We start from the raw sequence: 18,282 nt of genomic DNA on the forward strand, positions 1-18,282 counted from the left end.
ACAGCTACAAAAATGTGCGGCGATATCTGTGGATTTCGCCGCTGTGCATTATTCTTGTGCACAGCTAAATTTTTTCCTTGTCAATATTGCATTAATTAATTTTTAAAAGTTTAAAAAATCTTATTGATTTATGTAACTCATTGAAATTAAAGGATTAATTTTTATTGGGTTAAATTTTAAACTATTTGCTGAATTCAACGTAATTAGTGCCTTTCAGCGATCTACCCAAAAACTATTCACTGAGTTATCCACAGAAGGTGGGGATGTTTTTCATTTGGTAAAAATTGTCGTTTGTGGGCAAATGATGGGATAACTTAGTTGGTTTTCTTCCACAGAGAATCTTGTTATGTTGGATGCCCTTTCATAGGGAAAGTGAATAGCATCTTTGCTTATATATTTCGTTTGTTTATGACTCATCAAGTTAAAGAAAATTCGTTTTTATCAAGAGTGTAATAGCGAAGCTTATTGCGCAGGATTTATAGGTTTCAGCTATGCCAATATTTGATGATAATTCATGCGAACATATACACGATATGTCATTAGCCGCGGGTGGGGCTAGCGGGATCATGATTTCTATTGGCTTCTTCTTATCATTAGAGCTGGTAGGTGGATTAGCAGGGTTATTCTTAGCTGTAATGGGGCTTTCTCACAAAGCGGTTTACAAGCTAGTGTTTAATAAGCTGATGGCGAAAGCTAACTGGGTTCTGATAGTTGGTGGAGGTTTGATCTTTCCCTTTGGTTTTTTGTTTCAGCCGTTATTTTTTATCCCATTGATATGCATTGTTTTGTGGTGTGCGTTATTTTTGGGGAGTTTTGAGCAGCTTTAATAAGGGTTATGCTCGATGTTGAGGGAGCAGACTTAGTTATTCATTTCCTACAAAAAAACGACTGATAGCTCTTTGGCGTTACTGCCACGCGTTTCTTAAAGTGTCTCTGAAAATGGCTTTGATCAGCAAAGCCCAATTCTAGTGCTGTTTCCGCTAAACCATTCCCTTGTTGCAGCAGTTGCTTTGCTCTATTGATCCGTTGGTTGAGTTGGTAGGCATGAGGAGCTTGGCCGTATTGCTGTTTAAAGCTGCGGATCAAGTGGTAGCGGCTTAGTCCGGTTTCGGCACAAAAGTCATCGAGAGACCAAGGCGAATCGAGTTGGTCCATGATTAGCTCTTTTACTTTGTGGATATGGAAGTTATCCAGCGCCTTTTGATTACTTTGGGTGTTAAGGTCTTTACCAAAAAGCGCTTTCAGATATTCAATCAATAGAGTTTCAGCAGCGAGTTTATTGTCGCTCTCACTGAGCTGCTTAAACAGGCTATCGAACTGCGTAAACAAGCTAGGGGTACTTTGCAGGACTTGGTTAAACGCGAGGTAATCCTGATTGTTGCTGTTGAATAACTCGCTCTGTAACTCGCCAATCCAATCAGTATCGATAAACAGCATTCGATAAGACCATTCACCTGCATCAGGGTTGCAGGAGTGAGCATCGCCCGGGTTAATCGTCACCGTGGTGCCTTGATGGATCTGATTTGATTGTTTCAGGTTGTGGTATTTGGCGCTACCGGTATCGATCACGCCGAAAGAAAACTCATCATGGGAGTGAGTTTGGTAGCAAGCTGCCGAGCGATGAGCTGAGCGCATTTCTATAAAAGGCAGCGAAGCACAGCGAGCAAAAAACTCGGCAGGCTTTTGTGTATTGGGTTTGCTGGTCTTTTTCATCGGCTAACTCAGGCGCTAATTTATCCAGATTGGTGCAATCGTTAGAAATAACATTATGCCCATAATGCGGTTAAATAGCTTTTGCTGTTTGGGTTGCGCTAGATAATCTTTAATCAGATGCCCAGCGACAGCCCAAGTTCCAACGCCAATCAGGCACGCCGCAAAAGAGATTGCGCCAAACACACCTAAATATAGTTGAGGCTCGGACTGGTTTAGTACAAATACACTCACACCTGAGATCGAGACTAACCAGGCTTTAGGATTGAGCCCTTGGCTGAGTGCGCCTTGCATAAAAGTGGGCGGTGTTGAGCTCTGTTCTAGGTTATTGGACTCACCGGTTGCCGTAGCAATTTTGTACGCCATATAGATAAGAAAGGCGCTGCCCAGATATTTAAGGATAACTAATAGCTGTGGATTGTTTTGAAACAGCTGATGCGTACCTGCACCTGCAAGTAAAACAATCAATGTGTAAGAGATAGTCGCCCCGAGTACATGGGGCAGGGTACGTAAAAAACCATAAACCGCAGCGGAACTGGTTGCGATGATATTCACAGGGCCGGGGGTAATCGCACCGACAAGGGCAAATACAGCCATAGATAGGGTGAGTGCAAACATAGGAAACCTTCTAACGTAAATTATTGGCTTACTATGGCAGTGCTTAAAACCGATTTATTGAACGAAATTGCGCTGGGCTATGCTTGTTGGTGAAGAGTAGATTTCTTGTGCTTTTAGGGAACCCTCGGTAAACTTTTGTGTCCTTTATATAGGCTATAAAAAACAGCTTTTTTATAACTTATTATTTGTTTCTTATAACGGTGAAAAAATTCTATGAGCGTGCAGTTTCCAACAATTGAAGACTATGTCGGTAAGACCCCACTTGTGCGTCTACAGCGTATAGGTCAGGGCAACGGCAATGTGATTCTATGTAAGCTGGAAGGCAATAACCCTGCAGGCTCAGTTAAGGATCGTCCTGCGCTTAGTATGATTCAGCGTGCGGAAGATCGTGGTCAGATTAAGCCGGGTGATACTTTGATCGAAGCAACATCAGGTAATACAGGTATTGCCTTAGCCATGGCTGCTGCAATCAAAGGTTATAAGATGAAGTTGATCATGCCTGATAACAGCAGCGAAGAGCGTAAAGCTTCGATGACGGCTTACGGCGCAGAGCTTATCCCTGTCACAAAAGAAGAGGGCATGGAAGGTGCGCGTGATCTAGCACTAGCTATGCAAGAGCGTGGTGAAGGCATCGTACTTGATCAGTTCTCTAACCTTGATAACCCGGAAGCGCATTATCAGGGTACAGGTCCTGAGATCTGGGAACAGACTCAAGGTAAAGTGACTCACTTTGTCAGCTCTATGGGCACTACCGGTACCATCATGGGAACGTCTCGTTTCCTTAAAGAACAAAGCGCGGATGTTCAGATTGTCGGTTTGCAGCCAAGCGAAGGTGCACAGATTCCTGGTATCCGTCGCTGGCCGCAGGAATATCTACCTAAGATCTTTGATGAAAGCCGTGTAGATAAAGTTTTGGATATTGGTCAGCAAGAAGCTGAAGACACTATGCGTGAATTGGCGCAGAAAGAAGGTATCTTCTGCGGCGTATCTTCCGGTGGTGCTGTTGCGGGCGCATTGCGTTTAGCAGAGCAAGTCGAGAACGCGGTGATTGTTTGTATCATCTGTGACCGTGGTGATCGTTACCTTTCAACTGGCGTGTTTAACGGTTAAGTTTTGATCGCAAGATGTTTTTTGCAATATAGAAAAGCCCCAATGGGGCTTTTTTTGTGCTTGGCATAAAATATTAGTAGGCATTAATGCTTAAGAAATTCGCGCTTTGGCTTCTGAAGGAATAGAATATGCGCCGCATGAGTAGAGAGCAGAAGTTGATTAATCACTTCTAGCCCATATATTTAGTGCAGATAAAAAATAATAAAAATAGCCGGTGAACGGTAGGGTTAATTTCTGGGAGCAGTAGTAGAACATGGTTAAGGTACGTCAAGACCAGCCTATTCTAGACGATGGATCTGTAGATCTAGATGTTTGGTTGGAGCACCTTCAAGATCTTACAGACATTGAAGATATCGATGTTATTCGTCGTGCTTGTGAAATGGCAAAACAAGCGCAGGATAACAGCGAAGCATCAGAAGATGTCTGGGCTGAAAATAGCCATAACAGCTACCGCACAGGCCTAGAAATGGCGCAGATTCTTGCGGATCTGCATCAGGATCAAGATTCCCTCGTTGCCGCTATTCTTTATCGCGCAGTGCGTGAACGTAAACTGCCTATCGAGCGTGTTCGTAAACAGTTCGATAAAGGCATCGCCCAATTGATCATGGGCGTTCTCCAAATGGCTGCTATCGGTAGCCGTAAAAATCCTCGAATTGATGAAAGCGTATTGGGTAGTGAAACTACTCAGATGGATAATGTCCGTAAGATGCTGGTGGCGATGATTGATGATGTGCGTGTGGCGCTGATCAAAATTGCTGAGCGTACTTGTGCTATTCGAGGTGTAAAAGACGGCAGTCGCCGCAAACGTTATCTTGTGGCGCGTGAAGTATTTGATATCTACGCGCCGCTTGCTCACCGTCTTGGTATCGGTCATATCAAATGGGAATTGGAAGACCTTTCCTTCCGCTATCTAAAGCCTAATGACTATAAACACATTGCCAAGCTTCTGGATGAGAAACGCTTAAACCGTCAGGACTATATCGACAAGGTTGTTCTGCGTTTAGAAAGCGAGCTAGAAAACGTCAATATTGATGGTGAGGTTAGCGGTCGCGCTAAGCACATCTACAGTATCTGGCGAAAAATGCAGCGTAAGAATATCGAGTTTAGCCAAGTTTACGATGTTCGTGCTGTACGTATTTTGGTGCCGCAAAGCCGTGATTGCTATGCGGTGCTGGGTATTGTGCACAGCCTATGGCGCAATATTCCTCATGAATTTGATGACTACATCGCTTCCCCAAAACCTAACGGCTATCGTTCCCTTCATACCGCTGTATTTGGTCCTGAAGGTAAAGTATTAGAGATTCAGATCCGTACCTTTGATATGCACGAAGAGGCGGAGCTAGGTGTATGTGCCCATCACCTATATAAAGGCACAGATACCAAGCAAAGCAGTGATGCCTACGAAGATAAGATCGCATGGTTGCGTCAGGTGCTTGAATGGCACGATGACTTGGGTGAAAGCGAAGAGTTTGGTGACATGCTGCGAGGCGATGTTGTTCAAGATCGCCTCTACATCTTTACCCCTGATGGCCACGTTATCGATATGCCTAAAGGTGCGACGCCGGTTGATTTTGCCTACCGCGTTCACACCGAAATCGGCCACCGTTGCCGCGGTGCCAAAATCAATGGTCGTATCGTTCCGTTAAACCGTCGTCTACAGACCGGAGATCAGGTCGAGATCATGACGGGTAACGAAGAGCGCCCGCGTCGTGATTGGCTAAATATCAACCTTGGCTTTGTAACGACGCCACGAGCGCGTGCCAAAGTTGCGCACTGGTTCAAGTTCCAGGCGAAAGAGCAGAATGCCGATGCCGGCCGCTCTATCGTTGCGAAAGAGTTTAAACGCTTGGCAATTGATCTAGACGAACTGGATATTAATCAGATCGTTGAACAGGTTAATTACAAGAATACTGAAGATATGTATGCCGCTCTGGGTGCGGGTGATCTACGTCTGTCGCAGATTATCAATGCCGCTCAGAAACAGGTACTGCGTGAAGAGGAAGAGCAGCTTGATCTGGCGCTACCTGCACATAGTGCAGGTGATTCTGGTCAGCCAGAAGGAATCCGTATTCGTGGTGTAGGCAATCTGCTCACTACCATGGCAACTTGCTGTAAGCCAGTATTGGGTGATCCTATTGCCGGTTATATCACTCAAGGTCGTGGTGTTTCTGTTCACCGTGAAGACTGTATCAATATGATTCAGTTGCAGGAACGTGAGCCTGAAAGGGTGATCGAAGTTGATTGGGGTGAAACAGGCCAGACAACTTATCCTGTGGATATTTATATCGAAGCGTTCGACCGTTCTGGTCTTCTACGTGACGTTATGTTGCTGATGGCAGAAGAAGATCTAAACATTATTGCTGCGAATACTCTGTCAGATAAACGCGACAATATTGCACGTCTAACTCTGACTACCGAGATCTCCAGTCTGGATCTTTTGGGTCGTATCATGGACAAGATCAATCAGGTGCCAAACGTAATGGAAGTTCACCGCCAACGCGGTGGCACCAACTAATCAGCTGGATGTAGGTTTTTGCGTTATGGCTCAGTACACAATTGATGATCTTATCTATCTGATGTCACGTTTGCGTGATCCTGAAACCGGTTGCCCTTGGGATCTTAAGCAGACCTACGCCACTATTGTACCGCATACCTTGGAAGAGGCCTATGAGGTTGCAGATGCCATTGAACGTGAAGACTGGGAGCATCTAAACGACGAGTTAGGTGATCTGCTGTTCCAAGTGATCTTTTATACCCAGCTGGGTTCTGAAGATCAGCGATTCGACTTTTCCACAGTCGTAAACAACCTGATCGAGAAGTTAGTTCGTCGCCATCCTCATGTTTTTCCAGACGGTACCTTGCACTCCAATTGTGCAGATAATCCGATCTCGGAAGAGGAGATTAAGCGCAATTGGGAAGCGATCAAACAGCAAGAGCGCGATGCTAAAGAAGCTAAAGGCATCAGCCGTGTCTTAGACGATGTGCCACGTGCTCTGCCTGCACTGTCTCGTGCTGCTAAATTGCAAAAGCGCGCTGCGCAAGTGGGTTTCGATTGGAACGAAACCGAAGCTGTATTGGATAAGATGGAAGAGGAGCTAGCAGAGCTTCGTGAAGCCATTAAGTCCGGTGATAAAGCTGCGGTCGCTGATGAGATGGGCGATATGCTATTTGCTCAGGTCAATCTTGCCCGTCACCTTGGCGTAAACCCTGAACATGCTGTGCGTGGAACCAACCAAAAATTCGAGCGTCGTTTTAGTTACGTTGAAGACCAAGTACTCGCATCTGATCGAGACTGGGATGGTTTCTCTTTAGACGAATTAGATGCTTTTTGGGATCAAGCTAAAGCTAAAGGTCTGTAACTGCTTTTAAAGCTTCGTAGCAGGCTTTTAGCATGCAGTTTAAGCACTTTACACCTCCTTACATACCTCTCTGATAGCCCTGTTTTAGTGCGCTATTCCTTAAATAATTAACTGAATCTACTGTGTTTTTCTTCTTTTTAATGGGTTAGCATCGAAGAAAACCGACTCCATCGGTATGCGAATTTTTGCGTCAGGAGGGATATATGACCAATCTGCACGAAGCTTTACGCGATGATGTTCGAATGCTTGGTTCTAGCCTTGGTGAAACCATAAAAGCACACCTTGGTGATGAACTGTTTGATAAGATTGAAGTGGTACGCCAGTTAGCGAAAGAGGGACGTACGGAAGAAAACCCGGAACACGAAGAGCTACTCAAAGCGCTACGTGAACTGGGCGAAGATGAAGTATTACCGGTTGCCCGTGCGTTTACTCAGTTTTTAAACCTCGCCAATATTGCCGAAGAGCACCACCGAGTACGTCGTTATCTTGAAGTCACCGATGTTTGTACTCCCGATTCTCTCTGTACTCTGTTTGCACAACTGCGTCAGAAAGGTTTTACGCCTAAACAGATTGCTGATTCTTTGTGTGATACCCAAATCGATCTTGTGCTTACGGCGCATCCTACAGAAGTTAACCGCCGTACCTTAATCCAAAAATACGATGATATTGCTGACTGCCTACGTCGCTTAGACCGAGGCGATGAGGAAGCTCAGGTTCGTTTGGATGAATTGATTCGACAGATTTGGCACACCGATGAGATCCGTAAGCAACGCCCAACGCCCGTCGATGAAGCGAAGTGGGGCTTTGCAGTAATCGAAAACTCACTTTGGACAGCGGTTCCTAAATTTCTGCGTCGACTAGATGCTCAGCTCAATGAAACGCTGGGCGAGCGTTTGCCTCTTGATAGCTCGCCAATTCGCTTTGCCTCTTGGATGGGAGGAGACCGTGACGGTAACCCGAACGTAACGGCAAAAGTTACCGAAGAGGTGCTACTGCTTTCCCGTTGGATGGCTGCTGATCTTTATCTGAAAGATGTGGATGCATTGCGTGCCGAACTGTCTATGCACCAAGCCAGCAAAGAGTTAATTGAGCGGGTAGGTGATTGTGCAGAGCCCTATCGTAAATTACTCGGTGATGTGCGGAATCATCTGCAAGGCACTAAAAACTGGGTCGCACGACAGCTTAAAGGTGATGTTGATGGCGATTACGATGTTTATGTCCACGAGGAAGAGCTGCTCGAACCGTTGATGCTTTGTTATCGCTCTTTACAAGAGTGCGGTATGGGCATCATCGCAGAGAATGCGCTGGAAGATATTATCCGTCGTATTGCTTGCTTCGGCCTAACCTTGGTGAAGTTAGATATTCGCCAGAGCTCTGATCGTCATGCGCAAGTATTTGAAGAGCTATCACAGTTTTACGGCCTAGGTTCATACAGTGGATGGACTGAAGAGGGCCGTCAAAGCTTCTTGTTGAAAGAACTGCAAAGCAAGCGTCCGTTGTTCCCAAATGAGTGGGTGCCATCAGATGAAGTGCAGGAAGTTCTAGATACTTGCCAAGTAGTCGCGACAGCCGATAAGAGCGCATTAGGCTCGTATGTAATCTCTATGGCAAGCCATCCTTCCGATGTATTAGCCGTTATCTTGCTTCTACGTGAGATGGGCATCAGCCATAACATGCGTGTAGCACCGCTGTTTGAAACCCTGAATGATCTTGAGAATGCCCGTGATTGTATCGATGCTTTATTAAGCGTTGATTGGTACAAGGCCTATACCCAAGGCCATCAAGAGGTGATGATCGGTTATTCCGATTCTTCCAAAGATGCAGGCCAATTGGCTGCGGCTTGGGGCCAGTTTAAGGCACAGGAAGGGCTAACTCAGCTATGTAAAGATCATGGTGTTCACTTAACTTTGTTTCACGGTCGTGGTGGTACAGTGGGCCGTGGTGGCGGTCCAAGCCATACAGCGATTTTGGCGCAGCCTCCGGGCTCTGTAGATCACAGCCTGCGCTTAACTGAACAGGGGGAGATGATCCGCTTTAAGTACGGTATGCCTGACTTGGCGATTCGTAACTTAGAGTTGTGCACAGGTGCCGTTTTGGAAGCGACGCTAAGTCCGGCGCCGGGGCCTGAGCAAGCGTGGCGTGAGCAGATGGAAGCTATGGCTAAACGCGGCTTAACCGAGTACCGTGCCATTGTGCGGGAAAACTCCATGTTTGTGCCGTATTTCCGTGCGGCTACCCCGGAGCAAGAGCTAGCGAAACTGCCATTGGGATCGCGCCCAGCTAAACGCCGTCAGGATGGTGGGGTAGAGAGTCTACGTGCGATTCCATGGATCTTCGCGTGGACGCAGATTCGCTTAATGCTGCCAGCATGGTTGGGTAGTGATAAAGCATTGCAAGAAGCGCTGAATGAGAGCAGTCAGTCGCTGGTAAAAGAGATGTACCAGAAATGGCCATTTTTTAGATCCACTATCGACATGCTTGAGATGGTATTGGCAAAGAGTGATCGCAATATATCGGCTTACTATGATGAGCAGTTGGTTTCTGAAGAGCTAGGTGTACTGGGCTCAAGTTTACGTCAGCGTCTTGGTGATATTGTTGGTCTGATCAATAAGATTAAAGAGCAAGATGGCTTATTGGATGCTAGCCCTGTGATTCGCCAGTCGATCGATGTGCGAAACCCGTATATTGATCCGCTGCATTTCTTGCAGGCAGAATTGCTTCATCGAGATCGTAACCAGCCAAATGAACGCTTAGAGCAAGCGCTAATGGTAACCATGGCGGGTATTTCCGCCGGTATGCGAAATACTGGATAAGCTGATTTTTCAGCGATTTTCGCTGTTTTTATGATCTAAGTTACTGCGGTGCAGCAATAATTGCTTGTGCTGTAGTGACTTGATAACGTAGTCTCTTATACAGATTTTTAATTCAAAGCCGCTGTTGAAACTCCCGAACTTTCAATAAGTTTGCTGGAGATGTGGCCGCTTTGACGATGACAACCTATCAAACTAACGGACTTATACCTTGGTTCCATAAGTCCTGTATTGGTAGTCCTAATGTCGAATTGTTCGCTTTTAAGGTCATGGTATCGTCCGGCATTAGCATTTTTTTATGACAGATTTCTGCTTATTCGATCAACATAGATCGGATGGCGACAACTTTAAAATTTTAAACTTACTAGTTAGGAGTTTCCTGTATGCGTATTATCCTTCTGGGCGCACCAGGCGCAGGTAAAGGTACTCAGGCACAATACATCACTGAGAAGTATGGCATTCCTCAGATCTCTACTGGCGACATGCTACGTGCTGCGGTAAAAGCGGGTACCCCTCTGGGCGTGAAAGCCAAAGAAGTTATGGACGCAGGCCAGCTTGTTTCTGATGACATCATCATCGGTCTAGTTAAAGAGCGTATCGCTGAATCTGATTGTGCAAATGGTTTCCTATTCGACGGTTTCCCACGCACTATCCCACAAGCTGATGCTCTAAAAGATGCTGGCGTTAACATCGATGCAGTAGTTGAAATTGATGTTGCTGACGAAGAGATCGTTAAGCGTATGGCTGGTCGTCGTGTGCACCCAGGTTCTGGCCGTACTTACCACGTTATTTTCAACCAGCCTAAGGTTGAAGGTAAAGACGACGTAACTGGTGAAGACCTAGTTCAGCGTGCTGACGATGCAGAAGACACTGTTCGTGACCGTCTGAAAGTTTACCATGACCAGACTGCTCCACTGATCACTTACTACAAAGGCTGGGCTGAAGAAGACGCAGCTGCTGCACCTTCTTACGTTTACGTAGCAGGCGTTGGTTCTGTAGAAGATATCCGTGACGGCGTATTCGCTGGCTTGGAAAATGCTTAATTAGCATTGATCTAAAAGATTTAAAAAACCGTACCCCACCGGGTGCGGTTTTTTTATGCCTATAATCAGCGCTAACTATAGGATTTTAGTCGCACATCCGAGATAATCTCCCCCTTACATAAAAGGAAAGATGCTGAATGAGCCAAACAGATAAAACCGCCGTTGTATTAGTTAACTTAGGTACGCCTGACAAAGCTGAAAAAGGCGCTGTTCGTCGTTACCTAAAAGAGTTTTTATCTGACCAGCGTGTAGTTGAAGGCAAAGGCCTAAGGCGTATGCTGTGGTTGTCTGTTCTTAATGGCATCATCCTTAATGTTCGTCCAGGTAAAGTAGCGAAAGCTTATGCCAGCATTTGGGAAGATGATTCCCCGATGCGCAAGATTTTGGACAAGCAGGTAGCGGGCCTTCATCTGCTGCTTCAGCAGAAGCATGGTGAGCATGCACCGGATGTTTTCTCTGCGATGACTTACGGTAAGCCGGGGCTAACACCGCGCCTTAAAAAGTTACAAGAAAGCGGTTACCAAAAAATTCTATTGGTGCCTATGTATCCGCAATATTCTGCGACCACCACTGCGCCTATTTATGATCAGGTTGCTAAGTTTCAGCTTAAACAGCGTGAAGTTTTAGATATTCGTATTGTTAACTCTTATTACAGTCACCCAGACTACATTGCTGCGTTGGCTGATCAAGTTAAAAACTTCCGTGAAGAAAACAGTAGCCCTGATAAATTGATTCTCTCGTACCACGGTATTCCGAAGGAATACGCGGATAAGGGCGATCCTTATCCAAAACAATGCCATGAAACCTCTGAGCTATTAGCGGCTAAGCTAGGCCTTGCTGATACAGAGTGGATGACGACATTCCAATCTCGTTTTGGGCCTGCTGAGTGGATGCAGCCGTATACAGACAAAACATTGGAATCTTTACCCGAGAAAGGTGTTAAGTCTCTACAGATCGCGTGTCCTGCGTTCTCTGCTGATTGCTTAGAGACACTGGAAGAGATTGCTATCGAGAACCGTGACGTGTTCATGGAAGCAGGTGGCGAATCCTACCAATATATTCCTGCACTGAATGCTCAAGATAGCTTTATCGAGCTATTAGCTACACTGGTACGTGAGCAAGCGGGCGACTGGGTAGGGGAGCGCTAAGATGAAATATGAATACCTTTTCGGCATTCACGCCGTAAACACAGCGCTTAAGCGCGATGCACAACGTATCCAGAAAATCTTGATTGCCAAAGGTCGTCACGATGACCGCATGCAGCGTTTGTACGAAACGGCGATGGGTCTGAAGATCCAATGCGAACAAGTCACTAAACGTGATCTGGAAGAGCTAGCCGATGGTGGTTCCCACCAAGGTGTCGTTGCACTGTGTAAACCGATCCAAACCCACAACGAAAAGTTCCTAGATCAACTGCTGGATAACCTCGATGTACCACCGTTCCTATTGGTACTCGATGGTGTAACAGATCCTCATAACCTAGGTGCTTGTCTGCGTACTGCTGATGCAGCCGGTGTACAGGCAGTCATCGCGCCTAAAGATAAATCAGCACCACTCAATGCAACCGCAGCTAAAGTCGCTTGTGGTGCAGCAGAAACTGTACCGTACATTCTGGTCACCAACTTAGCTCGTACACTAAAAAGTCTGCAAGAGCGTGGTATCTGGACCACAGGTACCGCAGGTGAAACCGATCTTAATGTTTATCAAGCGAATCTAACAGGTCCAATGGCACTGATTATGGGCGCAGAAGGCCAAGGTATGCGTCGTCTGACACGTGAGCATTGTGATCAACTAGTGAAAATTCCAATGGCGGGTGAAGTTAGTAGCCTTAACGTTTCCGTTGCTACAGGTATCTGCTTGTTTGAAGCGGTTAGACAGAGAAGCAGTTGATCACAGTTTTTATAGCAAACCATTTAAAAAGCAGCCTTGTGGCTGCTTTTTTGTGGGCGGAAATTGAATCAGGCTGAATAAATTACTTTAGGCATTCTTTGATAAGCTGCTGTACCGGTTTGTTAACCAGATCAGGCGCGCCTATAACCTCACAATGCTTACCAGCGGTGTAGATATGAAGGACTGGGATACCTCTTACTTTATGCTGTTCTGCTATCTCTGGTGAATTATCCACATCAACAAACTGAACTGGCATTTGTGGGTTTTCTTTATTATGGGTCTGTAAAACCGGCGCAACCATTTTGCATGGCCCACACCATTCCGCTTCAAAATAAAACAGCTCAGTTTCATCAGCGGAAACAGACGTCGCATAGAAAAACATCAGGGAAAACAGCACTTTTTTCATAGAGTGAAAGCCTAGGTCAGTAAATAAGCATGCTAACTATATCTGATAGACAGTTAGCAGCAAGTTTAAGTAGTATGCGATTTTATGCAGTATCTCTTTGTAGATCTAAAAGCTATGCTGGTTTAGCTTTTAACTGATCATGCTTTTGTGTTTATTTTGTCCTAGAGTTTGATTTAAAAATTTAATAAACCAAAAAGATGGAACTCTAGCGTGAGTAGATGTACGAGTTCCCTTTTCTAAGAATGTATATCAATTGATATAACGCTTACGCGGTTTTTTATGGAAGAGCCTTTTTCAATCCAGTTTTAATCCTAACTTTCAAATTAGTTACACCCACTTTTTATTCAAATATGGTTTATAGATATACAGGCCTCGTATATACAAATGTTGGAATCACCTGAGAGAATTCATATGGAATCAAATGACTTACACGGATTTGCTTCTGATCGGCCAATAACAAAAGTGGAAGATGACTTGTTAGGCCGTTCAGGTTTTTCCTCTGATTTAGCAGATGCGATGGCAAGTTGGCAAGGAAATGATAGTTTGGTAGTGGCTCTGCATGGTGACTGGGGAGCAGGAAAGTCTTCCATTAAAAATATGGCTCTTTCTCGATTAGAAAAAATTACCGAAAACAAGCCGGATATAATTCAATTTTCTCCATGGGAGTGGGCTGCTCAAGAAAAAATTACTGCTTCATTCTTTCAAGAAGTATCAAAATCAATAGGTCGAAAAGATAAGAGTAGAGAAGGGAAGAAATTAGCGGCTACTCTGAAAATGTATGGACGTTATCTAAATACGGGGGAGACTGTAGTATCAGGTCTTAGTTTAGCTCTTCCTACGCTATTCGTTCTTGCGACGCTTATTGGTATCGGAGGTAATTTTTCCAACGAAACATGGGTCAACAATGCTAGTACCTCTATGCTTATTGTTTTAGGTGGTTGGGCTGCAGCATTGAAATGGGGCAAAGGTTTACTTGAAAAATTAAGTGGTAATGTTGAGGCAACTACGAAGGATAAGGAGCAGAGCTTAAGTGATATTAGGCAGGAGCTTACAACCATACTGCTAAAGCGCAATGGCCCCTTGATAGTAGTAATGGATGACTTAGATAGACTCACTTCTTCTCAATTGAGAATGGTGTTTCAACTTCTAAAAGCAAATTTGGAATTCCCGAATGTGGTATTTCTTCTTTTATTTCAGAGGGATCTAGTAGAAGATAAAATGAGCGATGGCATGCAACTAGGTCGAGATTATTTGGAAAAAATAATACAAGTGCCTTTTGATATACCTCGTATAGAAAATACACGAATTCACGGTCTATTATTCAACAAGTTAGACCAAATAATCGAGCAAGATAAATCCGCAGCAAGTATGTTTGATCCTGGTCGGTGGGGCAATATCTTCCAAGGTTCCATGAATACATACTTTGATAATTTGAGAAGTGTTTATAGATTTACCTCTACCTTGTCATTTCACTTTGCCTTACTTAAAGGTAGAAGTGCTTTTGAAGTAAACCCTGTAGACTTAATTGCGCTTGAGTGTCTAAGAGTGTTTGAGCCAGATGTTTATAAGGAACTTTCGCGTTCGAAAGTAATATTCACGAAGAATGGTTCTGATAGATATGGGAGAAGTGAGGAATCTACCGCAGCTTTAATAAATGGCATCTTGGATAAAGCTAATCCTGATAAGCGAGAGGCCGTAAAAGAAATGGTAGAGCAACTGTTTCCAACTATTGAATGGGCTCTTGGTGGAACTTCATATTCTGAAGAATTTGCCAGCACTTGGTTAAGAGGGATGCGTGTTTGTCACCCCAATAATTTCGACAAGTACTTCCAGTTTTCTATCCCAAGTGGTGAACTGTCCAACTCGGACCTTCAAGAAATGCTAAGTCTAACTGCCGATTCTGATAGATTTTCATCTTTTGTGTTGTCCCTTAAGGAGCGGGGTATTATCAAAAATGCTCTATCGCAGTTTGAATCATTTACAGATCAAATTCCGTTAGAAAATGGGAAGGCTTATATTAAAGGGGTTCTAGATATTGGTGACCTTGTCGATCATGAATCAACAGGGTTTACGATGTTTAGCTCGAATACTCACGCTGTAAGACTTGTTGTCTGGTTCCTGCGACGAATTGAGAATGTGGAAGAACGAGGGAATCTGTTGCTAGATTGTTTCAAAGATTCAAGCGGATTATCTATTGTCGAGCATATACTGCAAGGCGATGAAAATCGGAGAGAAAATTCAGATGCAGACCAAATTCTACTAAATAGTGAATTTGAACAGCTTAAGGCGGAATTTGTAAGGAAATTGGATGAAATGTCTGAAACTTCGTCACCCGAATTACTTTCTAATAAACATTTAGTTTCTTTCTTGTATCGTTGGAGCCGCTGGGGTGATGAAAGCAAAGTTATAGATTGGTTGAGACTGCAGACACAGACAGTTGAAGGTTGTATTACGTTATTGAAAAAATTTGTAAGTAAATCCTCGTCTCATTCTATGGGGGATCATGTAGTTACAATTACAACCTATATAAAGCTTGAGAATATTGAAAACTTTCTAGAAGTTGCACCTATCCAAGAAAAAATACAAGATATTGACGAAGCTAACTTTGATGCTGAAGGTCTAGAAGCATTCAACGCTTTCCAAGAAGCACTTAATAAAAGAGAGCAAGAAATCTCTGAATAGCAGGAAAATAATTTGGGCCTAAGTAAATTTAATCCTACGTCATTCTCAAATCCTGTATCATAGCCATATCTGCTTGTTCACTGTAAAAACAGCGAGCCTGATCTTTATACGTTATCTTTGAAAGCGATGAATGTTCATCGCTTTCTTTGTTTATGGAATCACTATGTTTTCTGATATCGCACTACATCCACAGTTAGAAGAGAACCTTAAAACGCTTGGCTTCAGTGAGCCGACTGAGGTTCAGCAAAAGGCGGTGCCTTTGTTGTTGGAAGGGATGGATTTGTTGGTAAGTTCGCCAACGGGGAGCGGTAAAACCGGAGCTTATCTGATTCCGTTGGTACAGGAGCTGTCAGCGGGTAAATCGCCCACACGTCAACCGAAAGCCATCGTACTTGTACCTGTGCGTGAACTAGCTGAGCAGGTGTTACAACAGTTTAATAAATTGGCTGAAGGTCTAGAACTAGATGCTGTTTCGCTGGTGGGCGGTGAAGATTTTAAACAGCAGGAAAAGCGCTTGGCGCGTGCTGATTTGGTGATTGCGACACCGGGCCGTTTAGTACCGCATTTGGAAAACCGTTCTATTGAGTTGGATAGCCTAGATCTGCTGATTCTGGATGAAGCGGATCGTATGCTAGAAACCGGTTTTAAAGAGCGTTTGGATCAGATTCTAACCCTTTGCCCAGAAGCACGTCAGACATTGTTGATCTCTGCGACTTTACCAACGCAAGTTCGTACGTTAGCTCAAAAGCTATTGGTCGATCCTGAGTGGATTCGTGTTGGTCAAAAGCGTGAAGTTGAAGAGGGAATCAAGCAGAGCATTTTGCTGTCTGATGATCAGTCTCATAAAGATAAACAGCTGTGCTGGTTGCTAGAAAACGAATCGTACGATAAGGCGATTGTGTTCTGTAACAGCAAAACCGAAGCGCGCCGTTTGGATGGGTTTTTGCGTTACCACAAATTCAAAGCGGCACTATTGCATGGTGATGTCCAGCAGAAAGGTCGTTTTGCGACGATCGAAGGCTTCCGCAAGGGCACAACAAAGGTTTTGGTAACCACTGACCTCGCATCCCGTGGTTTGGATGTGGAAGGGGTTGAGTTAGTAATCAACATGGAGATGCCGCGTAAGGGCGATCTCTACCTTCACCGTGTTGGCCGTACCGGTCGTGCCGGCCAGGAGGGCCAGGCGATCTCTTTGATCGATCCGCACGAGTGGAACCTAATGTCTTCGATTGAGCGTTACCTGAAGACTCGCTTTAGACGTAAATTGATCGAAAGCTTGGTAGGTAGCTACAAAGGCCCGAAAAAAGTGAAAGCCTCGGGTAAAGCAGCAGGCACGAAAAAGAAGAAAAAGCCGGTTAGTGGCAAGAAGAAAGCACCGAAAAAGCCGAAGAAGTAAGCTCGGTGGATGAATAGACATAAGAAAGGGTACTTTTAGTAAGTACCCTTTTTTAATGTTTGTGTAATGACTATTAAGCCATTAAATCCTTAGTGTGCATGGCGATCATCGCTTCCTCATTGGTCGGGATGACGCGCACAGTCACTTTAGAATCGGCACCATTGATAATGCTGTCGTTGGTTGAATTAGCATGAGGGTTAAATTTAACACCTAGCCATTCACAGCGCTTAAGAATACGTTCCCTGACATTGGCGCTGTTTTCGCCGACACCACCTGTGAATACAATCTGCTCTAGACCTTCGAGTGCTGCAGATAAACGGCCAATCTCTAGTGCTGCACGGTAGCAGAACATATCGATTGCTTCTTCAGCTTCGGGTTGGTCGCTTTGCTCAAGCTCCAACATGTCAGAGCTGATGCCCGACACACCTAGCCAGCCACTTTGCTTGTAGATCAACGCTTCCAGATCATCTGCTGAAAGGTTGTGATGGCGCTGTAGGTAAAGCAAAACACCTGGGTCGATATTGCCACAACGGCTACCCATTGGCAGACCATCTACCGCAGTAAAGCCCATGGACGAAGCAACAGATTTACCCTCGCCGATGGCGCACATACTTGCGCCAGCGCCTAAGTGACAGACTACGGTTTTTAGATGGCCGCTTTTCTGCTCAACAAGTTGGCGCTGAATGTATTCGTATGAAAGCCCGTGGAAACCGTAGCGATGAACACCTTCCTCAGTGTATTTACGAGGCAGGGCATAGTGTTGCTCCAACGAGGATTGCTCGGCATGAAACATTGTGTCAAAACAGGCTACTTGAGGTAGGTCTGGAGCTATGTTTCTGCAGGCCTCGATCAGTCTTAGGTTATAAGGCTGATGCAGTGGCGCTAGTGGAATAAAGCTCGCCAGCTTATCTAATACCTGATCATTAATCAGGATAGGCGCGCTAAAGTGACTACCCCCATGAACAACGCGATGGCCGAAGGCGCATAGAGAGTTGTCACTGACTTCAGCATTTAGCCAGTCGAGTATAGTTTTTAAGCAGGCTTGGTGGCGTTGCTCTTTAGGCACGTCGCTAAAGCTTGGCGTGCTCTTAAGTAGAACTTCACCGGACGCACCTTTCACTTTAAAGCGAGCGGTATCATTAAGGATATTGCCCAGCTTAAAGTTATATAGCAGCTCTAGCTTAGCGCCTGTGTACTTAAACAATGCGCATTTTAAGCTAGAGGAGCCGCCATTAACCGTTAAAATCGTTTCCATACG

The 18,282-nt window shown here is 44.9% G+C and carries 14 protein-coding genes; 10 read left to right on the forward strand and 4 right to left on the reverse strand.

Going from position 1 to position 18,282, the window contains the following annotated elements:
* The first annotated feature begins 491 nt into the window (after window positions 1-491).
* Entirely contained in the window at window positions 492-827 is a 336-nt protein-coding gene (locus ACMXYS_RS03925; protein WP_415897651.1) for a hypothetical protein, read from the forward strand.
* 40 nt (window positions 828-867) lie between these two features.
* Here the strand turns inward: ACMXYS_RS03925 and ACMXYS_RS03930 are convergent, their stop codons facing one another.
* Together ACMXYS_RS03930 and ACMXYS_RS03935 are read right to left on the reverse strand one after the other, a co-directional pair.
* The gene (locus tag ACMXYS_RS03930) at window positions 868-1,713 is read right to left on the reverse strand and encodes an AraC family transcriptional regulator (protein ID WP_415897652.1); all 846 of its coding nucleotides are present in this window, start codon (window positions 1,711-1,713) and stop codon (window positions 868-870) included.
* A gap of 15 nt (window positions 1,714-1,728) precedes the next feature.
* Entirely contained in the window at window positions 1,729-2,328 is a 600-nt protein-coding gene (locus ACMXYS_RS03935; RefSeq protein WP_415897653.1) for a LysE family translocator, read from the reverse strand.
* 213 nt (window positions 2,329-2,541) lie between these two features.
* Between ACMXYS_RS03935 and cysM the strand changes: the two genes are divergently transcribed.
* The 7 genes from cysM (at window position 2,542) to rlmB (ending at window position 12,540) form a co-directional block, all read left to right on the forward strand.
* The gene (gene cysM / locus ACMXYS_RS03940) at window positions 2,542-3,438 is read left to right on the forward strand and encodes a cysteine synthase CysM (protein ID WP_415883706.1); all 897 of its coding nucleotides are present in this window, start codon (window positions 2,542-2,544) and stop codon (window positions 3,436-3,438) included.
* Between the two features lie 253 nt (window positions 3,439-3,691).
* Window positions 3,692-5,953: a GTP diphosphokinase gene (gene relA / locus ACMXYS_RS03945; protein ID WP_415897654.1), complete on the forward strand. Its 2,262-nt coding sequence runs from the start codon at window positions 3,692-3,694 to the stop codon at window positions 5,951-5,953.
* Between the two features lie 25 nt (window positions 5,954-5,978).
* Complete coding sequence (mazG, locus tag ACMXYS_RS03950; RefSeq protein ID WP_415897655.1) at window positions 5,979-6,797, forward strand: nucleoside triphosphate pyrophosphohydrolase; 819 nt, start codon at window positions 5,979-5,981, stop codon at window positions 6,795-6,797.
* Between the two features lie 203 nt (window positions 6,798-7,000).
* A complete protein-coding gene (gene ppc, locus ACMXYS_RS03955; protein WP_415897656.1) occupies window positions 7,001-9,610 on the forward strand; it encodes a phosphoenolpyruvate carboxylase in 2,610 nt (869 codons plus the stop codon).
* A gap of 380 nt (window positions 9,611-9,990) precedes the next feature.
* The gene (gene adk / locus ACMXYS_RS03960; protein WP_415883710.1) at window positions 9,991-10,650 is read left to right on the forward strand and encodes an adenylate kinase; all 660 of its coding nucleotides are present in this window, start codon (window positions 9,991-9,993) and stop codon (window positions 10,648-10,650) included.
* A gap of 137 nt (window positions 10,651-10,787) precedes the next feature.
* A complete protein-coding gene (gene hemH, locus ACMXYS_RS03965) occupies window positions 10,788-11,798 on the forward strand; it encodes a ferrochelatase (RefSeq protein WP_415897657.1) in 1,011 nt (336 codons plus the stop codon).
* 1 nt (window position 11,799) lies between these two features.
* Window positions 11,800-12,540 (forward strand): 23S rRNA (guanosine(2251)-2'-O)-methyltransferase RlmB, encoded by a 741-nt coding sequence (gene rlmB, locus ACMXYS_RS03970; protein ID WP_415897658.1) that lies wholly within the window; start codon window positions 11,800-11,802, stop codon window positions 12,538-12,540.
* 82 nt (window positions 12,541-12,622) lie between these two features.
* On the opposite strand, the gene ACMXYS_RS03975 is transcribed toward rlmB, so the two are convergent.
* Window positions 12,623-12,946, reverse strand: a complete 324-nt coding sequence (locus tag ACMXYS_RS03975) for a thioredoxin domain-containing protein (protein ID WP_415897659.1) — start codon at window positions 12,944-12,946, stop codon at window positions 12,623-12,625.
* Window positions 12,947-13,357: 411 nt separating this feature from the next.
* On the opposite strand from ACMXYS_RS03975, the gene ACMXYS_RS03980 reads away from it, so the two are divergent.
* A complete protein-coding gene (locus tag ACMXYS_RS03980; protein WP_415897660.1) occupies window positions 13,358-15,628 on the forward strand; it encodes a P-loop NTPase fold protein in 2,271 nt (756 codons plus the stop codon).
* 163 nt (window positions 15,629-15,791) lie between these two features.
* The gene (locus tag ACMXYS_RS03985) at window positions 15,792-17,024 is read left to right on the forward strand and encodes a DEAD/DEAH box helicase (protein ID WP_415897661.1); all 1,233 of its coding nucleotides are present in this window, start codon (window positions 15,792-15,794) and stop codon (window positions 17,022-17,024) included.
* A gap of 73 nt (window positions 17,025-17,097) precedes the next feature.
* On the opposite strand, the gene ACMXYS_RS03990 is transcribed toward ACMXYS_RS03985, so the two are convergent.
* Window positions 17,098-18,279: an acetate/propionate family kinase gene (locus ACMXYS_RS03990; RefSeq protein ID WP_415897662.1), complete on the reverse strand. Its 1,182-nt coding sequence runs from the start codon at window positions 18,277-18,279 to the stop codon at window positions 17,098-17,100.
* Window positions 18,280-18,282: the final 3 nt, after the last annotated feature.

Source organism: Neptuniibacter sp. QD57_21, from assembly GCF_047778075.1.
In the GTDB taxonomy this organism is placed as follows: Bacteria; Pseudomonadota; Gammaproteobacteria; order Pseudomonadales; family Balneatricaceae; genus Neptuniibacter.

Excerpts from the sequence above, each read along its gene's own strand:
- ACMXYS_RS03925 (WP_415897651.1), top strand. The coding sequence starts at position 492 with ATGCCAATATTTGATGATAATTCATGCGAACATATACACGATATGTCA.
- ACMXYS_RS03930 (WP_415897652.1), bottom strand. The coding sequence starts at position 1,713 with ATGAAAAAGACCAGCAAACCCAATACACAAAAGCCTGCCGAGTTTTTT.
- ACMXYS_RS03935 (WP_415897653.1), bottom strand. The coding sequence starts at position 2,328 with ATGTTTGCACTCACCCTATCTATGGCTGTATTTGCCCTTGTCGGTGCG.
- cysM (WP_415883706.1), top strand. The coding sequence starts at position 2,542 with ATGAGCGTGCAGTTTCCAACAATTGAAGACTATGTCGGTAAGACCCCA.
- relA (WP_415897654.1), top strand. The coding sequence starts at position 3,692 with ATGGTTAAGGTACGTCAAGACCAGCCTATTCTAGACGATGGATCTGTA.
- mazG (WP_415897655.1), top strand. The coding sequence starts at position 5,979 with ATGGCTCAGTACACAATTGATGATCTTATCTATCTGATGTCACGTTTG.
- ppc (WP_415897656.1), top strand. The coding sequence starts at position 7,001 with ATGACCAATCTGCACGAAGCTTTACGCGATGATGTTCGAATGCTTGGT.
- adk (WP_415883710.1), top strand. The coding sequence starts at position 9,991 with ATGCGTATTATCCTTCTGGGCGCACCAGGCGCAGGTAAAGGTACTCAG.
- hemH (WP_415897657.1), top strand. The coding sequence starts at position 10,788 with ATGAGCCAAACAGATAAAACCGCCGTTGTATTAGTTAACTTAGGTACG.
- rlmB (WP_415897658.1), top strand. The coding sequence starts at position 11,800 with ATGAAATATGAATACCTTTTCGGCATTCACGCCGTAAACACAGCGCTT.
- ACMXYS_RS03975 (WP_415897659.1), bottom strand. The coding sequence starts at position 12,946 with ATGAAAAAAGTGCTGTTTTCCCTGATGTTTTTCTATGCGACGTCTGTT.
- ACMXYS_RS03980 (WP_415897660.1), top strand. The coding sequence starts at position 13,358 with ATGGAATCAAATGACTTACACGGATTTGCTTCTGATCGGCCAATAACA.
- ACMXYS_RS03985 (WP_415897661.1), top strand. The coding sequence starts at position 15,792 with ATGTTTTCTGATATCGCACTACATCCACAGTTAGAAGAGAACCTTAAA.
- ACMXYS_RS03990 (WP_415897662.1), bottom strand. The coding sequence starts at position 18,279 with ATGGAAACGATTTTAACGGTTAATGGCGGCTCCTCTAGCTTAAAATGC.